Source organism: Caryophanon tenue (genome assembly GCF_001700315.1).
Lineage (GTDB): Bacteria > Bacillota > Bacilli > Bacillales_A > Planococcaceae > Caryophanon > Caryophanon tenue.
On the sequence record NZ_MASJ01000002.1, the window covers coordinates 94374 to 110919 of the forward strand.

At 40.1% G+C, this 16546-nt stretch carries 15 protein-coding genes and 2 other annotated features (1 of these 17 running past the window's edge); all 15 genes read left to right on the top strand.

Annotated features, from left to right (window positions below):
• Positions 1-144: a binding site (T-box leader), on the top strand (it extends 78 nt beyond the left edge of the window).
• A gap of 74 nt (positions 145-218) precedes the next feature.
• The 15 genes from cysS to rpoC all read left to right on the top strand — a co-directional run bounded on the left by cysS (position 219) and on the right by rpoC (position 16426).
• Positions 219-1619 carry a cysteine--tRNA ligase gene (gene cysS / locus A6M13_RS02980; RefSeq protein WP_066542780.1) on the top strand — a complete coding sequence of 467 codons (1401 nt, stop codon included), beginning with the start codon at positions 219-221 and terminating at the stop codon, positions 1617-1619.
• 5 nt (positions 1620-1624) lie between these two features.
• A complete protein-coding gene (locus A6M13_RS02985; RefSeq protein WP_211270285.1) occupies positions 1625-2038 on the top strand; it encodes a Mini-ribonuclease 3 in 414 nt (137 codons plus the stop codon).
• A gap of 146 nt (positions 2039-2184) precedes the next feature.
• A complete protein-coding gene (gene rlmB / locus A6M13_RS02990) occupies positions 2185-2907 on the top strand; it encodes a 23S rRNA (guanosine(2251)-2'-O)-methyltransferase RlmB (RefSeq protein WP_245669220.1) in 723 nt (240 codons plus the stop codon).
• Positions 2908-3426, top strand: coding sequence for an NYN domain-containing protein (locus A6M13_RS02995; RefSeq protein WP_281181704.1), 519 nt, complete (start codon positions 2908-2910; stop codon positions 3424-3426).
• A gap of 67 nt (positions 3427-3493) precedes the next feature.
• The gene (gene sigH / locus A6M13_RS03000; protein WP_066542782.1) at positions 3494-4129 is read left to right on the top strand and encodes an RNA polymerase sporulation sigma factor SigH; all 636 of its coding nucleotides are present in this window, start codon (positions 3494-3496) and stop codon (positions 4127-4129) included.
• Positions 4130-4187: 58 nt separating this feature from the next.
• Positions 4188-4355, top strand: coding sequence for a 50S ribosomal protein L33 (gene rpmG / locus A6M13_RS15970; protein ID WP_083998193.1), 168 nt, complete (start codon positions 4188-4190; stop codon positions 4353-4355).
• Between the two features lie 45 nt (positions 4356-4400).
• Positions 4401-4586, top strand: coding sequence for a preprotein translocase subunit SecE (secE, locus tag A6M13_RS03005; RefSeq protein ID WP_066542783.1), 186 nt, complete (start codon positions 4401-4403; stop codon positions 4584-4586).
• A gap of 164 nt (positions 4587-4750) precedes the next feature.
• On the top strand, positions 4751-5287 hold the full coding sequence (gene nusG / locus A6M13_RS03010) for a transcription termination/antitermination protein NusG (protein WP_066542784.1): 537 nt from the start codon (positions 4751-4753) through the stop codon (positions 5285-5287).
• Positions 5288-5483: 196 nt separating this feature from the next.
• A complete protein-coding gene (rplK, locus tag A6M13_RS03015; RefSeq protein WP_042478596.1) occupies positions 5484-5909 on the top strand; it encodes a 50S ribosomal protein L11 in 426 nt (141 codons plus the stop codon).
• A gap of 127 nt (positions 5910-6036) precedes the next feature.
• Positions 6037-6735, top strand: coding sequence for a 50S ribosomal protein L1 (rplA, locus tag A6M13_RS03020; protein WP_066542785.1), 699 nt, complete (start codon positions 6037-6039; stop codon positions 6733-6735).
• Between the two features lie 63 nt (positions 6736-6798).
• Positions 6799-6942 (top strand) — a sequence feature (ribosomal protein L10 leader region).
• A 34-nt stretch (positions 6943-6976) separates the two neighbouring features.
• Entirely contained in the window at positions 6977-7480 is a 504-nt protein-coding gene (rplJ, locus tag A6M13_RS03025; RefSeq protein ID WP_066542786.1) for a 50S ribosomal protein L10, read from the top strand.
• Positions 7481-7560: 80 nt separating this feature from the next.
• Entirely contained in the window at positions 7561-7920 is a 360-nt protein-coding gene (gene rplL / locus A6M13_RS03030) for a 50S ribosomal protein L7/L12 (protein ID WP_066542787.1), read from the top strand.
• Positions 7921-8102: 182 nt separating this feature from the next.
• The gene (locus A6M13_RS03035; protein WP_066542788.1) at positions 8103-8702 is read left to right on the top strand and encodes a class I SAM-dependent methyltransferase; all 600 of its coding nucleotides are present in this window, start codon (positions 8103-8105) and stop codon (positions 8700-8702) included.
• Positions 8703-8945: 243 nt separating this feature from the next.
• Entirely contained in the window at positions 8946-12536 is a 3591-nt protein-coding gene (gene rpoB / locus A6M13_RS03040) for a DNA-directed RNA polymerase subunit beta (protein ID WP_245669212.1), read from the top strand.
• Positions 12537-12685: 149 nt separating this feature from the next.
• Positions 12686-16426, top strand: coding sequence for a DNA-directed RNA polymerase subunit beta' (gene rpoC / locus A6M13_RS03045; protein ID WP_066542790.1), 3741 nt, complete (start codon positions 12686-12688; stop codon positions 16424-16426).
• Positions 16427-16546 lie beyond the last annotated feature (120 nt).

Consider the following 16546-nt stretch of genomic DNA (forward strand, 5'->3'; position numbering starts at 1 on the left):
CCACTGGAAGTCAGAAATGCACCTCTGAGCGTCTTACCGAAATATGAAGTAGGTAGGAACGTTTTGTCCTCGTTACCGGACATTTTGAGTGAAAGCAGAGATGCTTTAACCAGAGTGGAACCACGTAATGTATGCGTCTCTGTCTTTTTTGACAGGGGCGCTTTTATTTTATAGAGAACAGATGTTTTTTGAGTAATTGAAAAAAGGAGCTAGCGACTATGGGCATTCAAATTTTTAACTCATTATCACGTGAGAAGGAACCGTTTATCCCTTTAGAAGAAGGGAAAGTAAAGATGTATGTATGTGGACCGACTGTATATAACTATATTCATATTGGGAATGCACGTCCGGTAATTGTATATGATACAGTACGTCGTTATTTACAGTACCGTGGCTTTGACGTGACATTCGTATCAAATTTCACCGATGTTGATGATAAAATTATTAAAGCAGCAAATGAGTTAGGGGAGGAAACATCCGAGTTAACGGAGCGTTTCATCAATGCTTACTTTGAAGATATTACAGATTTAGGGTGTAAAAAAGCAGATGCGCATCCGAAAGTAACAGAGCACATGGATGACATTATTCGTTTTATCGAAGTGCTTATTGAAAAAGGCTATGCGTACGAATCACAAGGAGATGTATATTACCGTACGCGTAAATTCGATGGCTACGGCAAATTATCACATCAAAACATTGATGATTTAAAAGTAGGGGCACGTATCGAAGCAGGGGAAAAGAAAGAAGACCCACTTGACTTTGCGTTATGGAAAGCAGCAAAACCTGGAGAAATTTTCTGGGCATCACCTTGGGGAACAGGTCGTCCAGGCTGGCATATTGAATGTTCAGTAATGGCACGTGAACATTTAGGTGATACAATTGATATTCACGCAGGTGGACAGGATTTAACATTCCCTCATCACGAAAATGAAATTGCGCAATCAGAGGCACATAATGATAAAACATTTGCACGTTACTGGATGCATAACGGCTACATTAATATCGATAACGAAAAGATGTCAAAATCACTTGGTAACTTCGTGCTTGTGAATGATATTAAAAAGCAAATTGACCCACAAGTGCTACGTTTCTTTATGTTATCTGTACACTATCGTTACCCAATTAACTTTGCGAAAGATTTAGTGGAAAGCGCTGCAGCTGGCTTAGAGCGTTTACGTACATCATTTAACAATGTGAAGCACCGTTTGTCTGTTACTGCCGAGCTAGGCGCTGAAAATGATGAATGGTTAGCGAAAATTGAAGCGGTTCGTGCATCATTTGAAACATCAATGGATGATGATTTTAATACAGCGAATGCGATTTCAGATTTATTTGAGCTATCACATGTAGCAAATGTTTATTTAAACGAAACGAATACAACAACGCGTGTACTGCAAGCATTTTTAGATGCTTTCACAACATTGGGCGATGTGTTAGGGCTTGTATTTGAACAACAAGAAGAATTATTAGATGCTGAAATTGACGCGTTATTAGAAGAGCGTATTCAATCTCGTAAAGACCGTAACTTTGCGCGAGCAGATGAAATTCGTGATATGTTGCAAAATATGGGCATCATTTTAGAAGATACACGTCAAGGTACACGTTGGAAACGAGGGTAAGGAAGTTGACAACACTTCGCAATGAAGATATTAAACAGTTAAATGCACTCGCACTCGCCTATATGGGAGATGCGGTGCTTGAGCAACGTGTTCGCGAACATTTATTACGAAAAGGTGGCGTCCGTCCAAATGCGTTGCATAAAGAGGCGACCCACTATGTATCTGCGAAAGCACAGTCACTTATTGTGCTACGTATGATTGAAGAAGGTTATTTAACAGAGGAAGAGCAAGCTGTGTTCCGCCGTGGACGCAATGCGAAATCAGGCTCTGTACCAAAGAATACAGATGTCCGCACATACCGGAATAGTTCTGGATTTGAAGCGGTATTAGGTTATTTATTTTTACTACAGCAATTTGAACGCGCGAATGACATCATTACGTATTCAATTGATATTGTAGAGCAGTCGAAAGGAGTGTAAGTATGGCGGAGAAAAGACAACGAGATCGTAAACCACGTGATTTTAAAGGACGCGACAATAAAAAGCCGGACTATAAAGCACAACGTCAACAACAAAAAGAGTTCGCACAACATGAGCCAACACCACAAGAAGACATTCAAGGTGAAATGATTGCAGGGAAAAACCCTGTATTAGAGGCGCTACGTGCAGGGCGTGAAATTAATAAATTATTTATCGCTGAAGGCGTTAAAAAAACAGGTGTAGAGGAACTACTTGATTTAGCAAAAGAGCGCGGTGTACTTGTACAATTCGTGCCGAAGCAAAAAATTGATAAATTAGCAGAAAATCATCAAGGGATTGTAGCGGCAGTTGCTGCGTATGATTATGCAGAAATTGATGACCTATTTGCAGCAGCCGCTGCAAAAAACGAGGACCCATTCTTCTTAATTTTAGATGAATTAGAAGACCCACATAATTTAGGTTCGATTATGCGTACAGCCGATGCAATTGGTGTACACGGCATTATTATTCCGAAGCGTCGTGCAGTAGGATTAACCGCGGTCGTTGCAAAAGCATCAACGGGTGCGATTGAGCATGTACCGGTTGTACGTGTAACAAACTTAGCGCAAACCGTGGATGAGCTGAAAGATCGTGGCATTTGGATTGCTGGTACAGATGCACAAGGTTCTGTTGATTATCGTAAAATGGACGCAACGCTTCCGTTAGCAGTAATTATTGGAAGTGAAGGAAAAGGAATGGCGCGTTTACTACGTGATAAATGTGATTTTTTATACCACTTACCAATGATTGGACATGTAACATCGCTAAACGCTTCTGTTGCAGCAGCATTGCTAATGTATGAGGTTTATCGTAAGCGTCAAGAAGCGTAATTGAAACAGCATATTTTATTAGTAGATGGCTACAATATGATTGGCTACTGGCCGGAACTTCGAAAATTGCGTGATGACAATTTAGAAGATGCGCGAGATCGTTTAATCGAGCTCATGGCAGAATACAAGGCGCAAAAAGGATGGCGTGTCATCGTAGTCTTTGATGCGCACTTTGTACCGGGCATTAAGCAAACATATAACCAGCATGCATTAGAGGTCATCTATACAGCAGAAAAAGAATCTGCCGATGAATGTATTGAACGACTAACACATGAACTACGTAATCGCCACACGCAAATTGTCGTAGCAACTTCTGATATGACAGAGCAAAACGTTATTTTCGGGCTAGGTGCATCACGTATGCCAGCGAGTGAGCTTGCTGTAGAAGTCGGTGTTGTCAAAAAGCAAATTGAAAGCTTAGCAAAATCAACGCAGTTACAAAAACAAAAAAATCGTATTTCTGTAAGCCCTGACGTCGCCATAAAGCTTGAACGTCTTCGTCGAGGGTTAAAAGATTAATTGACTTATATTTTCCAATTTCGTTATACTATTTCTAAAAATTTCCAGTGTAGCAGGGGTGAGGTCGTTGATTAAAGGTAATTCCGTAGAAGTAATCCAAGGCTTTGAGCATCTCGCAGATGAGGAGTTATTAGCGTTAATCCAAATTGGTAATTCGGATGCGCTAGATTTTTTAATCACGAAATACCGCCTATTCGTGAAAGCTAAGGCAAGAACATATTTTTTAATTGGCGCAGATAAAGAAGATATTATTCAAGAAGGTATGATTGGTTTATACAAAGCAATCCGCGACTTTAGGGGCGATAAGCTCGCTTCGTTTAAGGCATTTGCAGAGCTTTGTATTACCCGACAAATTATAACGGCCATCAAAACAGCTACACGACAAAAGCATATGCCACTCAATTCGTATATTTCGCTCGATAAACCGGTGTATGATGAAGAATCTGATCGCACGCTGCTCGATATGATTACGAATGATGTGAGTGAAAGCCCTGAGGAGCGTATTATTTCACAAGAAGAATATGCCCAATTAGAGGCGAAGATGAACGAAGTGTTAAGTGAGCTTGAAAAGCAAGTTTTAACGTTGTATTTAGACGGACAATCGTACAATGAAATTTCAGAAGTCTTGAATCGTCACGTGAAGTCTATAGATAACGCATTGCAACGTGTAAAGCGTAAGTTGGAGAGACATTTAGGTGTTTAAAAGCTGTCTGTCTATTGTTGACAGCATATAATTTAGGTGATAGTCTTTAAAAGACAAAATGCCAAAAAAGGTGATAAAAATGGCTAATAAAGTCGTACTTTGCTGTGAAAAATGTGGCTCTCGCAACTATACATTGCCGAAAAAAGACAATGTAGCGAAGCGAATGGAGCTTAAGAAATTTTGCTCGCGCTGCAATGAGCACACAATCCATAAAGAGACAATATAAGGCTAGAGCAATATAGAAGAACGAGTTATTCGGAGGTTAGGCTACATGAATAAAGTTACGAGTTTCTTACGTGAAGTATTTTCAGAAATGCGTAAAACAAGCTGGCCAAAAAGTAAAGAGCTAACGAAATATACAGTCGTTGTTGTATCAACAGTTGTAATTATGGCGTTATTTTTTGTGGTAGTGGATTATGGGATTTCAGAATTATTCCGTTGGTATTTGGATTTATAATTAGTACAGCGTTCATATGTGTCGAAAATAGCCCGTCATTGTTCAAACAACGGGTTTTTTCATTTGCTCGTGAAATATTTTAAGAAATATAGAATTTGTGTGAAATCGAGTGGTAAGATTCGATGATTTTGTAAGGGAGGGACGGACAATTAAGTCCTACTAATATGGAAAAACAGTGGTATGTAGTACACACTTACTCTGGTTATGAAAACCGAGTGAAAGCAAACTTAGAAAAACGTGTTGAAACAATGGGCATGGAAGATAAAATTTTCCGCGTAATCGTTCCAGAACACGAAGAAACAGATTTAAAAGATGGTAAAAAACGTTCTGTAATGCGTAAAATCTTCCCAGGTTATGTGTTAGTTGAAATTATCATGACAGATGATTCATGGTATGTAGTACGTAACACACCAGGTGTAACAGGATTCATCGGTTCATCAGGTGGCGGAGCAAAACCAACACCATTATTACCAGAAGAAGTTGAGCGTTTATTAGCGCAAGTTGGTATGACAACGAAGGCAATTGGTGAAGTTGAAATTTCTGCGGGAGATGTTGTTGAAGTGTTAGATGGTCCATTCGCACACTTCCAAGGTCGCGTAGAAGAAGTAGATGTAGAAAAAGGTATTTTAAAAGTTTCTGTTGATATGTTTGGCCGCGAAACAGCGGTAGAACTAGACTTCACAGAAGTTCAAAAAATTTAGTAATTAATTGTACTTGCTTATAATATTTAAAAGTGGTATCATTTCAAAGGTCAGACTGACTTAATTATATTTATAATTGACGACTTACTGACACTGATGATAATTTTAATGTTATCGGCAACTTAGCTGACGAACAGATATTTGAGTGGGAGGGGCAACCCAATTACCACATCACGGACTTAAGGAGGTGTGTCTCGTGGCTAAAAAAGTTATTAAAGTTGTAAAACTTCAAATCCCTGCTGGTAAAGCAAACCCAGCACCGCCGGTTGGTCCTGCATTAGGTCAAGCGGGTGTTAACATCATGGGATTCTGTAAAGAATTCAACGCTCGTACTGCGGACCAAGCTGGTTTAATTATTCCAGTTGAAATTTCAGTATTCGAGGACCGTTCTTTCACTTTCATTACGAAAACTCCACCGGCTGCAGTACTACTTAAAGTAGCTGCTGGTATCCAATCTGGATCTGGTGAACCAAACCGTAAGAAAGTTGCAACGGTTAAACGTGATAAAGTTCGCGAAATCGCTGAACAAAAAATGCCTGACCTTAACGCTGCTTCAGTTGAAGCTGCTATGTTAATGGTTGAAGGTACTGCACGAAGCATGGGTATCGTTATCGAAGACTAATCCCATCTTCACTTGATGATGTTTTTGTTTTTGGAGGTTGCTGCATTCAGAATATTTATTTTGAGTGCGCAACCTTTATTCGTGGGAGGATAATCCGCTATAACCACAATCAAGGAGGAAATTAACAATGGCTAAAAAAGGTAAAAAGCTACAAGACGCTGCTAAATTAGTAGACCGTTCTAAATTATATGAAGCTGCAGAAGCAATCGCTCTTGCACAAAAAACAAGCACAGTTAACTTCGACGCTACAGTAGAAGTTGCTTTCAAATTAGGTATCGATACTCGTAAGAACGACCAACAAATTCGTGGTGCAGTAGTACTTCCGAATGGTACTGGTAAAACTCAACGTGTATTAGTATTCGCTAAAGGCGAAAAAGCAAAAGAAGCAGAAGCTGCTGGCGCTGATTTCGTAGGCGATGCAGACTACATCACTAAAATCCAACAAGGTTGGTTCGATTTCGATGTAATCGTTGCTACTCCAGACATGATGGGTGAAGTTGGTAAAATCGGTCGCGTATTAGGACCAAAAGGTTTAATGCCAAACCCTAAAACTGGTACAGTTACTTTCGACGTAACTAAAGCAATCAATGAAATCAAAGCTGGTAAAGTTGAATACCGTGCTGAAAAAGCTGGTATCATCCACGCACCAATCGGTAAAGTTTCATTCGAAACTGAAAAATTAGTTGAAAACTTCTTAGCAGTATACGATGTAATCGCTAAAGCTAAACCAGCTGCAGCTAAAGGTACTTACATGAAGTCAGTAAACGTAACAACTACAATGGGTCCAGCTGTTAAAGTTGATACTGCAACTGTAGTAGTTAAATAATTTAAAGTAATTTAAATTAATTTATTGACAACACACCGCTTACTTGGTAAGATGGATGCTGTTGTGAATCATCCATTTGTACCGTAGACAGTAGGAGTGACTTGTCACTTAATGATCCTACCGAGGACATCGGAATTCGGATTCTTTTTAAGATGATGACTTTCAGCCTCTATGTCTATATGATGTAGAGGCTTTTCTTTTGTCGGTATAAATGACTCATTCTAATAGGAGGTGTCATCCAATGGTAAAACCAATCATTGAAGCTAAACAAGCTCAAGTACAAGATATCGCTGGTAAGTTCGAATCTGCTGCTTCTGTAGTAGTAGTTGACTACCGTGGTTTAACTGTTTCTCAAGTTACAGAATTACGTAAACAACTACGTGAAGCTGGCGTTGAGTTCAAAGTATACAAAAACACTTTAACTCGTCGTGCTGCTGAAATCGCAGGTGTTGAAGCAATCAACGAATTCTTAACTGGTCCAAACGCTGTTGCATTCTCTGCTGAGGACGTAGTAGCTCCAGCTAAAATCATCAACGACTTCGCTAAGAAAAACGAAGCTCTTGAAATTAAAGCTGGTATCATCGAAGGTACAGTATCATCAGCTGATGATATTAAAGCACTTGCAGAACTTCCATCACGCGAAGGTCTATTATCAATGCTTTTATCTGTTCTTCAAGCTCCAGTGCGCAACTTCGCACTTGCAACAAAAGCTGTTGCAGAACAAAAAGAAGAGCAAGGCGCTTAATTTTAAACGCAGCTTAACTTTACAATCGGCGTAAGCCACAAAAAAATAAAACAATAGTATCCAAATAGGAGGAACTTAAAATGAATAAAGATCAAATCTTAGAAGCTATCAAAGCTATGACAGTTCTTGAGTTAAACGACTTAGTAAAAGCAATCGAAGAAGAATTCGGTGTAACAGCAGCAGCTCCTGTAGCTGTAGTAGCTGGCGGTGCAGCTGCAGCTGAAGAAAAAACTGAATTTGACGTAGTATTAGCATCTGCTGGTGCAGAAAAAATCAAAGTAATCAAAGCTGTACGTGAAATCACTGGCTTAGGTTTAAAAGAAGCTAAAGAAGTAGTAGATAACGCTCCTAAAGCTCTTAAAGAAGGCGTTTCTAAAGATGAAGCTGAAGAAATCAAAGCTAAACTTGAAGAAGTTGGCGCTTCTGTAGAAGTTAAATAATTTTATTTAACAACTATTAGTGCTTATATGGAAAGCTCGTCTCTTATTGACGGGCTTTTCTTTTTGGGGAAGTATATAATACTTCTGATAATGAGACAGAATTGCATACGCATTGTATGAATTCTGTCTTTTTATATATGATTGAAATGCTGAAGTACATTCAGTATAAGGAGGCGACGTCAATGTCACAACACTATTATTCGAATAAGCCTCAAGTGGAAAGTAAGCCGAACAAGTTTAACTTTACATTGCTTGGGCATACGTTTATGTTTACAACGGATGCTGGAGTATTTAGTAAAAGCGAAGTAGATTTTGGTTCCCGTGTGTTAATCGATGCATTTGACATGCCGGATATTGAAGGACCAATCTTTGATGTTGGCTGCGGCTACGGACCAATTGGTTTATCGATTGCTCGTCAATTTCCAGAGCGCATTGTCCATATGATGGATATTAATGAACGTGCAGTGAGCTTATCGCGTCACAACGCAGAGTTAAACGGGGTTCAAAATGTACGAATTTTTGAAAGTAACGGTTTGCAGGCTTGTACTGAGCAAGATGCAGCAGTCATTTTAACGAATCCGCCAATCCGAGCAGGTAAGGATACGATTTTCCGTTTCTATGATGAAGCGTATGAGAAGTTGCGCGAACGCGGAGAGTTATGGATTGTTATTCAGAAGAAACAAGGAGCACCTTCAACAATGGCACATTTAGAAGAGAAATTTGCTGAAGTTGAAGTTGTAGAAAAGAAAAAAGGTTACTGGATCATACGTGCGATCAAGTAACCGAAGTGTAGAGAAAATATTGACTTGACAAAATGGCTATGATATTATAATAAAATGCAAAATATTATTTTGCGGTCGTATGCCCTTTTGACGAAAAAGTGACTTTTTTTCAGGCATACTTGCCAGCACAAGTTTAGTATAACCAAAAATGAGTTAATTATACGAACTCGTTTTCTTTTTGTCTTTGGAAATCATACACTATTTGTAAGGTTTTGCAAAGACCTATTATCGCTTTATTGAGGGGTGAATGAGTTGACAGGTCAACTAGTTCAGTACGGAAAACACCGTGAGCGTAGAAGCTACGCGCGAATTAAAGAGGTTGCACAGCTTCCTAATCTGATTGAGATTCAAACAGCGTCTTATGACTGGTTCCTAAAAGAAGGTTTACTAGAAATGTTCCAGGACATTTCTCCTATCGAAGATTTTACTGGTAAATTATCTTTAGAATTCATTGATTATAAGCTGGGCGAGCCAAAGTACGATGTAGATGAATGTAAAGAACGTGACGCAACTTATGCAGCACCTTTACGAGTTACAGTACGACTTACGAACAAAGAAACAGGCGAATTACAACCTAAAGAAGTATTCATGGGTGATTTCCCATTAATGACCGATACAGGTACGTTCATCATCAATGGTGCTGAGCGCGTTATCGTATCACAATTAGTACGTTCTCCGTCTGTATACTTTAATGATAAAACAGACAAAAACGGTAAAAAAGGTTTCAGCGCTACAGTGATTCCTAACCGTGGTGCTTGGTTAGAATATGAAACAGACGCGAAAGATGTTGTATACGTACGTATCGACCGCACACGTAAATTACCAGTAACGGTTCTTTTACGTGCACTAGGTTTCAGTTCAGACCAAGAAATCATCGACATCGTTGGTGATAACGAATTTTTACGTAACACGCTTGAAAAAGATAACTCTGATGACACGAACAAAGCATTATTAGAAATCTATGAGCGTTTACGCCCAGGTGAGCCACCGACAGTTGAATCAGCGAAGAGCTTATTATACTCTCGTTTCTTCGACGCAAAACGCTATGATTTAGCGAATGTTGGTCGTTACAAAATGAACAAAAAACTTCACATCAAGAACCGTTTATTCAACCAAGTTCTTGCTGAAACTCTAGTAAATCCAGAGACAGGTGAAGTGTATCAAGATGAAGAAGGAAATACGCTATTTACGAAAGGTACTTTATTAGACCGTCGTACATTAGATTTATTAATTCCGCTTCTTGAAAACGACAAAATCGGCTACCGTACATTAACGCATGTTAATGGCGTGTTAGAAGGCGACGTAACAGTTCAATCAGTGAAAGTTTACGCACCAAACGATGAGTCTCAAAAAGAAATTAACATTATCTCAAATGCAAACATCGAGGAAGAAGTAAAACATATTACACCTGCTGATATTTTAGCATCTGTATCTTACTTCTTTAACTTATTACATGGCGTTGGGAACACGGATGATATCGACCACTTAGGTAACCGTCGTCTACGTTCTGTAGGTGAATTACTACAAAACCAATTCCGTATCGGTTTATCTCGTATGGAGCGTGTTGTTCGTGAACGTATGTCAATTAACGATACAACAGCTATCGCACCTGAGAAATTAATCAATATCCGTCCTGTAATTGCATCAATTAAGGAGTTCTTCGGTTCTTCTCAATTATCTCAATTCATGGACCAAACAAACCCACTTGCGGAATTAACGCATAAGCGTCGTCTATCTGCATTAGGGCCTGGTGGTTTAACGCGTGAACGTGCTGGTATGGAAGTACGTGACGTTCACTACTCTCACTATGGTCGTATGTGTCCGATTGAAACGCCAGAGGGTCCAAACATCGGGTTAATTAACTCATTATCTTCGTTCGCAGAAGTAAACAAATTTGGTTTCATTGAAACACCTTACCGTCGTGTTGATCCAAAAACAGGTGCAGTAACGGAACAAATTCATTACTTAACAGCTGATGAAGAAGATAACTATGTTGTTGCCCAAGCCAACTCTCGTTTAAATCCAGATGGTACATTTGCAGAAGAAGAAGTAGTAGGTCGTTTCCGAGGCGATAACACTGTATTCAAACGTGAACAAATTGACTACATGGACGTATCTCCGAAGCAAGTAGTATCTGCTGCCACTGCATGTATTCCATTCTTAGAAAACGATGACTCGAACCGTGCCTTAATGGGTGCGAACATGCAACGTCAAGCCGTTCCATTATTAAATCCTGAAGCGCCATTCGTTGGTACAGGTATGGAGCACGTTGACGCTCGTGATTCTGGTGCTGCGGTTGTTTCTAAACACCATGGTATTGTAGAACATGTAGAAGCACGTTCTGTTCATGTTCGTCGTATCGAAGAAATTGATGGTAAAGAAGTAAAAGGCGATTTAGTTAAATATAAATTACAAAAATTCGTTCGTTCTAACCAAGGTACATCATATAACCAACGCCCAATCGTTAAAGTTGGTGACCGCGTAGAGCCACGTGATATTTTAGCTGACGGTCCATCTATGGAACGCGGTGAATTAGCACTTGGACGTAACGTGTTAATCGGCTTCATGACTTGGGACGGCTTCAACTATGAAGATGCTGTTATCATGTCTGAGCGTTTAGTAAAAGATGACGTATACACATCTGTGCATATTGAAGAATATGAATCAGAGTCTCGTGATACGAAGCTTGGTAAAGAAGAAATTACACGTGATATTCCAAACGTAGGTGAAGATGCACTTCGTAACCTAGACGAGCGCGGTATTATCCGCATCGGTGCGGAAGTTCGCGATGGCGATATTTTAGTAGGTAAAGTAACACCTAAAGGGGTAACTGAACTTACAGCTGAGGAGCGTTTATTACACGCAATCTTCGGCGAAAAAGCACGTGAAGTACGTGATACATCATTACGCGTACCACATGGTGCAGGCGGTATTATTCTTGATGTGAAAGTCTTCAACCGTGAAGACGGCGACGAGTTACCACCAGGTGTTAACCAATTAGTACGTGTGTACATCGTTCAAAAACGTAAAATCCGCGTTGGTGATAAGATGGCCGGACGTCATGGTAACAAAGGGGTTATCTCTCGTATCCTTCCAGAAGAGGATATGCCATTTATGCCAGATGGTACACCAATTGATATCATGTTAAACCCACTAGGCGTACCTTCTCGTATGAACATCGGACAAGTACTTGAGTTACACTTAGGTATGGCTGCACGTCAAATGGGTATCCATGTGGCAACACCGGTATTCGATGGTGCAAACGAAGAAGACGTTTGGGAAACAATTGAAGAAGCTGGTATGAACCGTGATGGTAAAACAGTTCTTTATGACGGACGTTCAGGTGAACCATTCGACAACCGCGTATCTGTTGGTATCATGTACATGATCAAACTTGCGCACATGGTTGACGATAAGTTACACGCTCGTTCAACAGGTCCTTACTCATTAGTTACACAACAACCGCTTGGTGGTAAAGCACAATTCGGTGGTCAGCGTTTCGGTGAGATGGAAGTATGGGCACTTGAAGCATACGGTGCAGCATATACATTACAAGAAATTTTAACTGTGAAGTCAGATGACGTTGTTGGTCGTGTGAAAACATACGAAGCAATCGTTAAAGGCGAGAGCGTTCCAGAACCAGGTGTACCTGAATCATTTAAGGTATTAATTAAAGAGCTACAATCTTTAGGTATGGACGTAAAAATGTTAACAGTTAACGACGAAGAAGTTGAACTTCGCGACTTAGATGAAGACGATGAAATTCCAGCAGCTGATGTACCACGTTTACCTGAGCTTGATGAGAATGAAGAACCATCTGAATCATTAGAATAGTACGTTGCAAGTCGGGCAGGATATAGCCCTGTCCGACTTTTTCTTTTTAATAACTATCATGTTGTATACCAACATGCACACAATTAATCGTTTGAGCTACGGAAAAGTCTTAACAAAATAAGAGACTGAAACTAAGGGAGGTAGGCTCCTTGATAGACGTTAATGAATTTGAATATATGAAAATTGGTTTAGCTTCTCCAGATAAGATCCGCTCATGGTCTTACGGTGAGGTTAAGAAGCCTGAAACAATCAACTATCGTACATTAAAGCCAGAAAAAGATGGTCTTTTCTGTGAAAAAATCTTTGGTCCACAAAAGGACTGGGAGTGTCACTGTGGTAAATACAAGCGCGTTCGTTATAAAGGCGTAGTTTGTGATCGTTGTGGCGTAGAAGTAACACGTGCAAAAGTTCGTCGTGAGCGTATGGGTCACATCGAATTAGCAGCACCAGTATCACACATTTGGTACTTCAAAGGGATTCCATCTCGTATGGGTCTTATTCTTGATATGTCACCACGTGCGTTAGAAGAAGTAATTTACTTCGCTTCTTACGTTGTAATTGAGCCAGGTGCAACAAACTTAGAAAAGAAACAACTTCTTTCTGAAAAAGAATACCGTTTATACCGTGAAAAATTCGGTACAGATTTCCACGCTGCAATGGGTGCAGAAGCGATTAAACAACTTCTTGTAAACATTGATTTAGAAGACGAAACTGTAACGTTAAAAGAAGAGTTGAAAACAGCACAAGGGCAACGTCGTACACGTGCGATTAAACGCCTTGAAGTTGTAGAATCATTCCGTAACTCTGGCAACAAACCAGAATGGATGATTTTAGACGTACTACCAGTAATTCCACCAGAGCTTCGTCCAATGGTGCAATTAGATGGTGGCCGTTTCGCTACTTCTGACTTAAACGACTTATACCGTCGTGTTATCAACCGTAACAACCGTTTAAAACGTTTATTAGACCTTGGTGCGCCAAACATCATCGTTCAAAACGAAAAACGTATGTTACAAGAAGCTGTTGACGCATTAATCGACAATGGTCGTCGTGGTCGTCCAGTAACAGGTCCAGGTAACCGTCCGTTAAAATCACTTTCACATATGCTGAAAGGGAAACAAGGTCGTTTCCGTCAAAACTTACTTGGTAAACGTGTAGACTATTCTGGTCGTTCGGTTATCGTAGTAGGTCCAAACTTAAAGATGTACCAATGTGGTCTTCCAAAAGAAATGGCAATCGAGCTATTCAAACCTTTCGTAATGAAAGAGTTAGTAGAGCGCGGTTTAGCTCATAACATTAAGAGTGCAAAACGTAAAATTGAGCGTATGCACAACGAAGTTTGGGACGTTTTAGAAGACGTTATCCGTGAGCATCCGGTATTACTTAACCGTGCACCGACGCTTCACCGTCTTGGTATCCAAGCATTCGAACCAACATTAGTAGAAGGACGCGCAATCCGTCTTCACCCATTAGTATGTACAGCTTATAACGCTGACTTCGATGGTGACCAAATGGCCGTGCACGTTCCACTATCAGCAGAAGCGCAAGCGGAAGCTCGTTTATTAATGTTAGCAGCGCAAAACATCTTAAACCCGAAAGATGGTAAACCAGTAGTAACACCATCTCAAGATATGGTACTAGGTAACTATTACTTAACGCTTGAGCGTGAAGGTGCTCGTGGTGAAGGTTCTATCTTCTACGGTCCAGATGAAGTGTTAGTAGCATACCAAAACGGTCATGTTCACTTACACACACGTATTGCTGTAAAAGCAAGCTCAGTAAACAACCAAACGTTCACAGCAGAACAAAATGAAAAATTCTTATTAACAACTGTTGGTAAGGTGATTTTTAATGAAATTCTGCCTGCATCGTTCCCATATATTAATGAACCAACAGATTCTAACTTAGAAACTGTAACGCCTGATAAATACTTCGCAACTTTAACAATTGACGAAGCATTACTTGCGGAAGTTGAAGCATCAGAAGGCTATGCGGAGTTATCTCAAGCAGAGCAAATTGAAGCACAACGCCAAGCAGTTCTTGCGAAATATTTTGCAAATACACCAGTAGTTGCGCCATTCCGTAAGAAATTCTTAGGTAACGTAATCGCAGAAGTGTTCAAACGCTTCCACATTACAGAAACATCTAAAATGCTTGACCGTATGAAAAACTTAGGTTTCAAATACTCTACTCGTGCTGGTCTTACAGTAGGTGTTGCAGATATCGAGGTATTACCAGATAAGCAACATATCTTAGAAGAAGCACAAACACAAGTAGATAAAGTAACGAAACAATTCCGTCGTGGTTTAATCACGGAAGAAGAGCGCTATGACCGCGTAATTGCTAGCTGGTCTAAAGCGAAAGATATCATCCAAGCTAAGCTGATGGACTCGTTACAAAAAACAAACCCAATCTTCATGATGTCTGACTCAGGGGCACGTGGTAACGCATCTAACTTTACACAGTTAGCAGGTATGCGTGGTCTGATGGCCAACCCGGCTGGTCGTATCATTGAGTTACCAATCAAATCTTCATTCCGTGAAGGTTTAACGGTATTAGAGTACTTCATCTCTACACATGGTGCGCGTAAAGGTCTTGCCGATACAGCACTAAAAACTGCCGATTCAGGTTACTTAACGCGTCGTTTAGTAGACGTAGCGCAAGATGTAATTGTACGTGAAGATGACTGTGGCACTGACCGCGGTTTACAAATCAAAGCGTTAATGGAAGGTACTGAAGTAATCGAAACGCTTGAAGAACGTTTAATTGGTCGTCACGCGAAGAAAACAATTCGTCGTCCAGAAGCGGATGAAGTAATTGTTGACCGTGATGGTTTAATTACACAAGATAAAGCGCGTGAAATTGCACAGCTATTTGCTGAGCTTGAAGCGAAAAAAGAAGCAGAACTTACAAAAGCTGAGAAGCAATTCTTAGAAGGCGTAACAATTCGCTCTGCATTCACATGTAATACAAAACATGGCGTATGTAAAAAATGTTATGGTATGAACCTTGCAACAGGTGAAAAAGTTGAAGTTGGTGAAGCTGTTGGTATTATCGCAGCACAATCAATCGGTGAGCCAGGTACACAGTTAACGATGCGTACATTCCATACAGGTGGGGTAGCCGGTAACGATATCACGCAAGGTCTTCCACGTATCCAAGAGATCTTTGAAGCACGTAACCCGAAAGGTCAAGCGTTAATCACTGAAATCGCAGGTAAAGTCATCCAAATCGACGAAATCCGTGAAGGCTTAAAGGAAATCACGATTCAAGGTGACGTGGAAACACGTAAATACACTTCTCCATACAACGCTCGTCTGAAAGTTGTAGAAGGTGATTTTGTAGAACGTGGTCAAAACTTAACAGAGGGTTCTATCGATCCAAAACAATTATTAAAAGTAAAAGACGTTTCTACTGTACAAGAGTACTTACTAAAAGAAGTACAAAAAGTATACCGTATGCAAGGGGTAGAAATCGGTGATAAGCACGTAGAGGTAATGGTTCGCCAAATGCTTCGTAAAGTGCGTGTAATCGAAGCTGGCGATACTGATCTATTACCAGGTTCATTACTTGATATCCACCAATTCAAAGATGCGAACGCAGCAGTGTTAAAAGAAGGCAAAACGCCTGCAACTTCTCGTCCTGTTATCCTTGGTATTACGAAAGCGTCTCTTGAAACTGAGTCATTCTTATCTGCCGCATCATTCCAAGAAACAACTCGTGTGTTAACGGATGCTGCAATTAAAGGTAAGCGCGATGAGTTATTAGGTCTGAAAGAAAACGTAATTATCGGTAAACTTGTTCCTGCAGGTACTGGTATGCAACGTTACCGTCAAATCCGTATGGAAGACGACGATTTAAATCTTGAAGTCGCAACACCAGCTGAATAATACGATTCCTCGGTCATTTAGATTTTGTCTAAAAGAATGAGCGATTACGCAAAAATCCGAGGGGAAATTCAATTTCTCCTCGGAAATTTTTGTGATATGTGTTGACAGTAAAAATTATGA

Bases quoted from the DNA above. Each gene is read 5' to 3' on its own strand.
- rlmB (WP_245669220.1), top strand. From the start codon at position 2,185: ATGATTGCAGGGAAAAACCCTGTATTAGAGGCGCTACGTGCAGGGCGT.
- rplJ (WP_066542786.1), top strand. From the start codon at position 6,977: ATGGTAAAACCAATCATTGAAGCTAAACAAGCTCAAGTACAAGATATC.
- secE (WP_066542783.1), top strand. From the start codon at position 4,401: ATGAATAAAGTTACGAGTTTCTTACGTGAAGTATTTTCAGAAATGCGT.
- cysS (WP_066542780.1), top strand. From the start codon at position 219: ATGGGCATTCAAATTTTTAACTCATTATCACGTGAGAAGGAACCGTTT.
- A6M13_RS03035 (WP_066542788.1), top strand. From the start codon at position 8,103: ATGTCACAACACTATTATTCGAATAAGCCTCAAGTGGAAAGTAAGCCG.
- rplL (WP_066542787.1), top strand. From the start codon at position 7,561: ATGAATAAAGATCAAATCTTAGAAGCTATCAAAGCTATGACAGTTCTT.
- rpmG (WP_083998193.1), top strand. From the start codon at position 4,188: ATGCCAAAAAAGGTGATAAAAATGGCTAATAAAGTCGTACTTTGCTGT.
- nusG (WP_066542784.1), top strand. From the start codon at position 4,751: ATGGAAAAACAGTGGTATGTAGTACACACTTACTCTGGTTATGAAAAC.
- rplA (WP_066542785.1), top strand. From the start codon at position 6,037: ATGGCTAAAAAAGGTAAAAAGCTACAAGACGCTGCTAAATTAGTAGAC.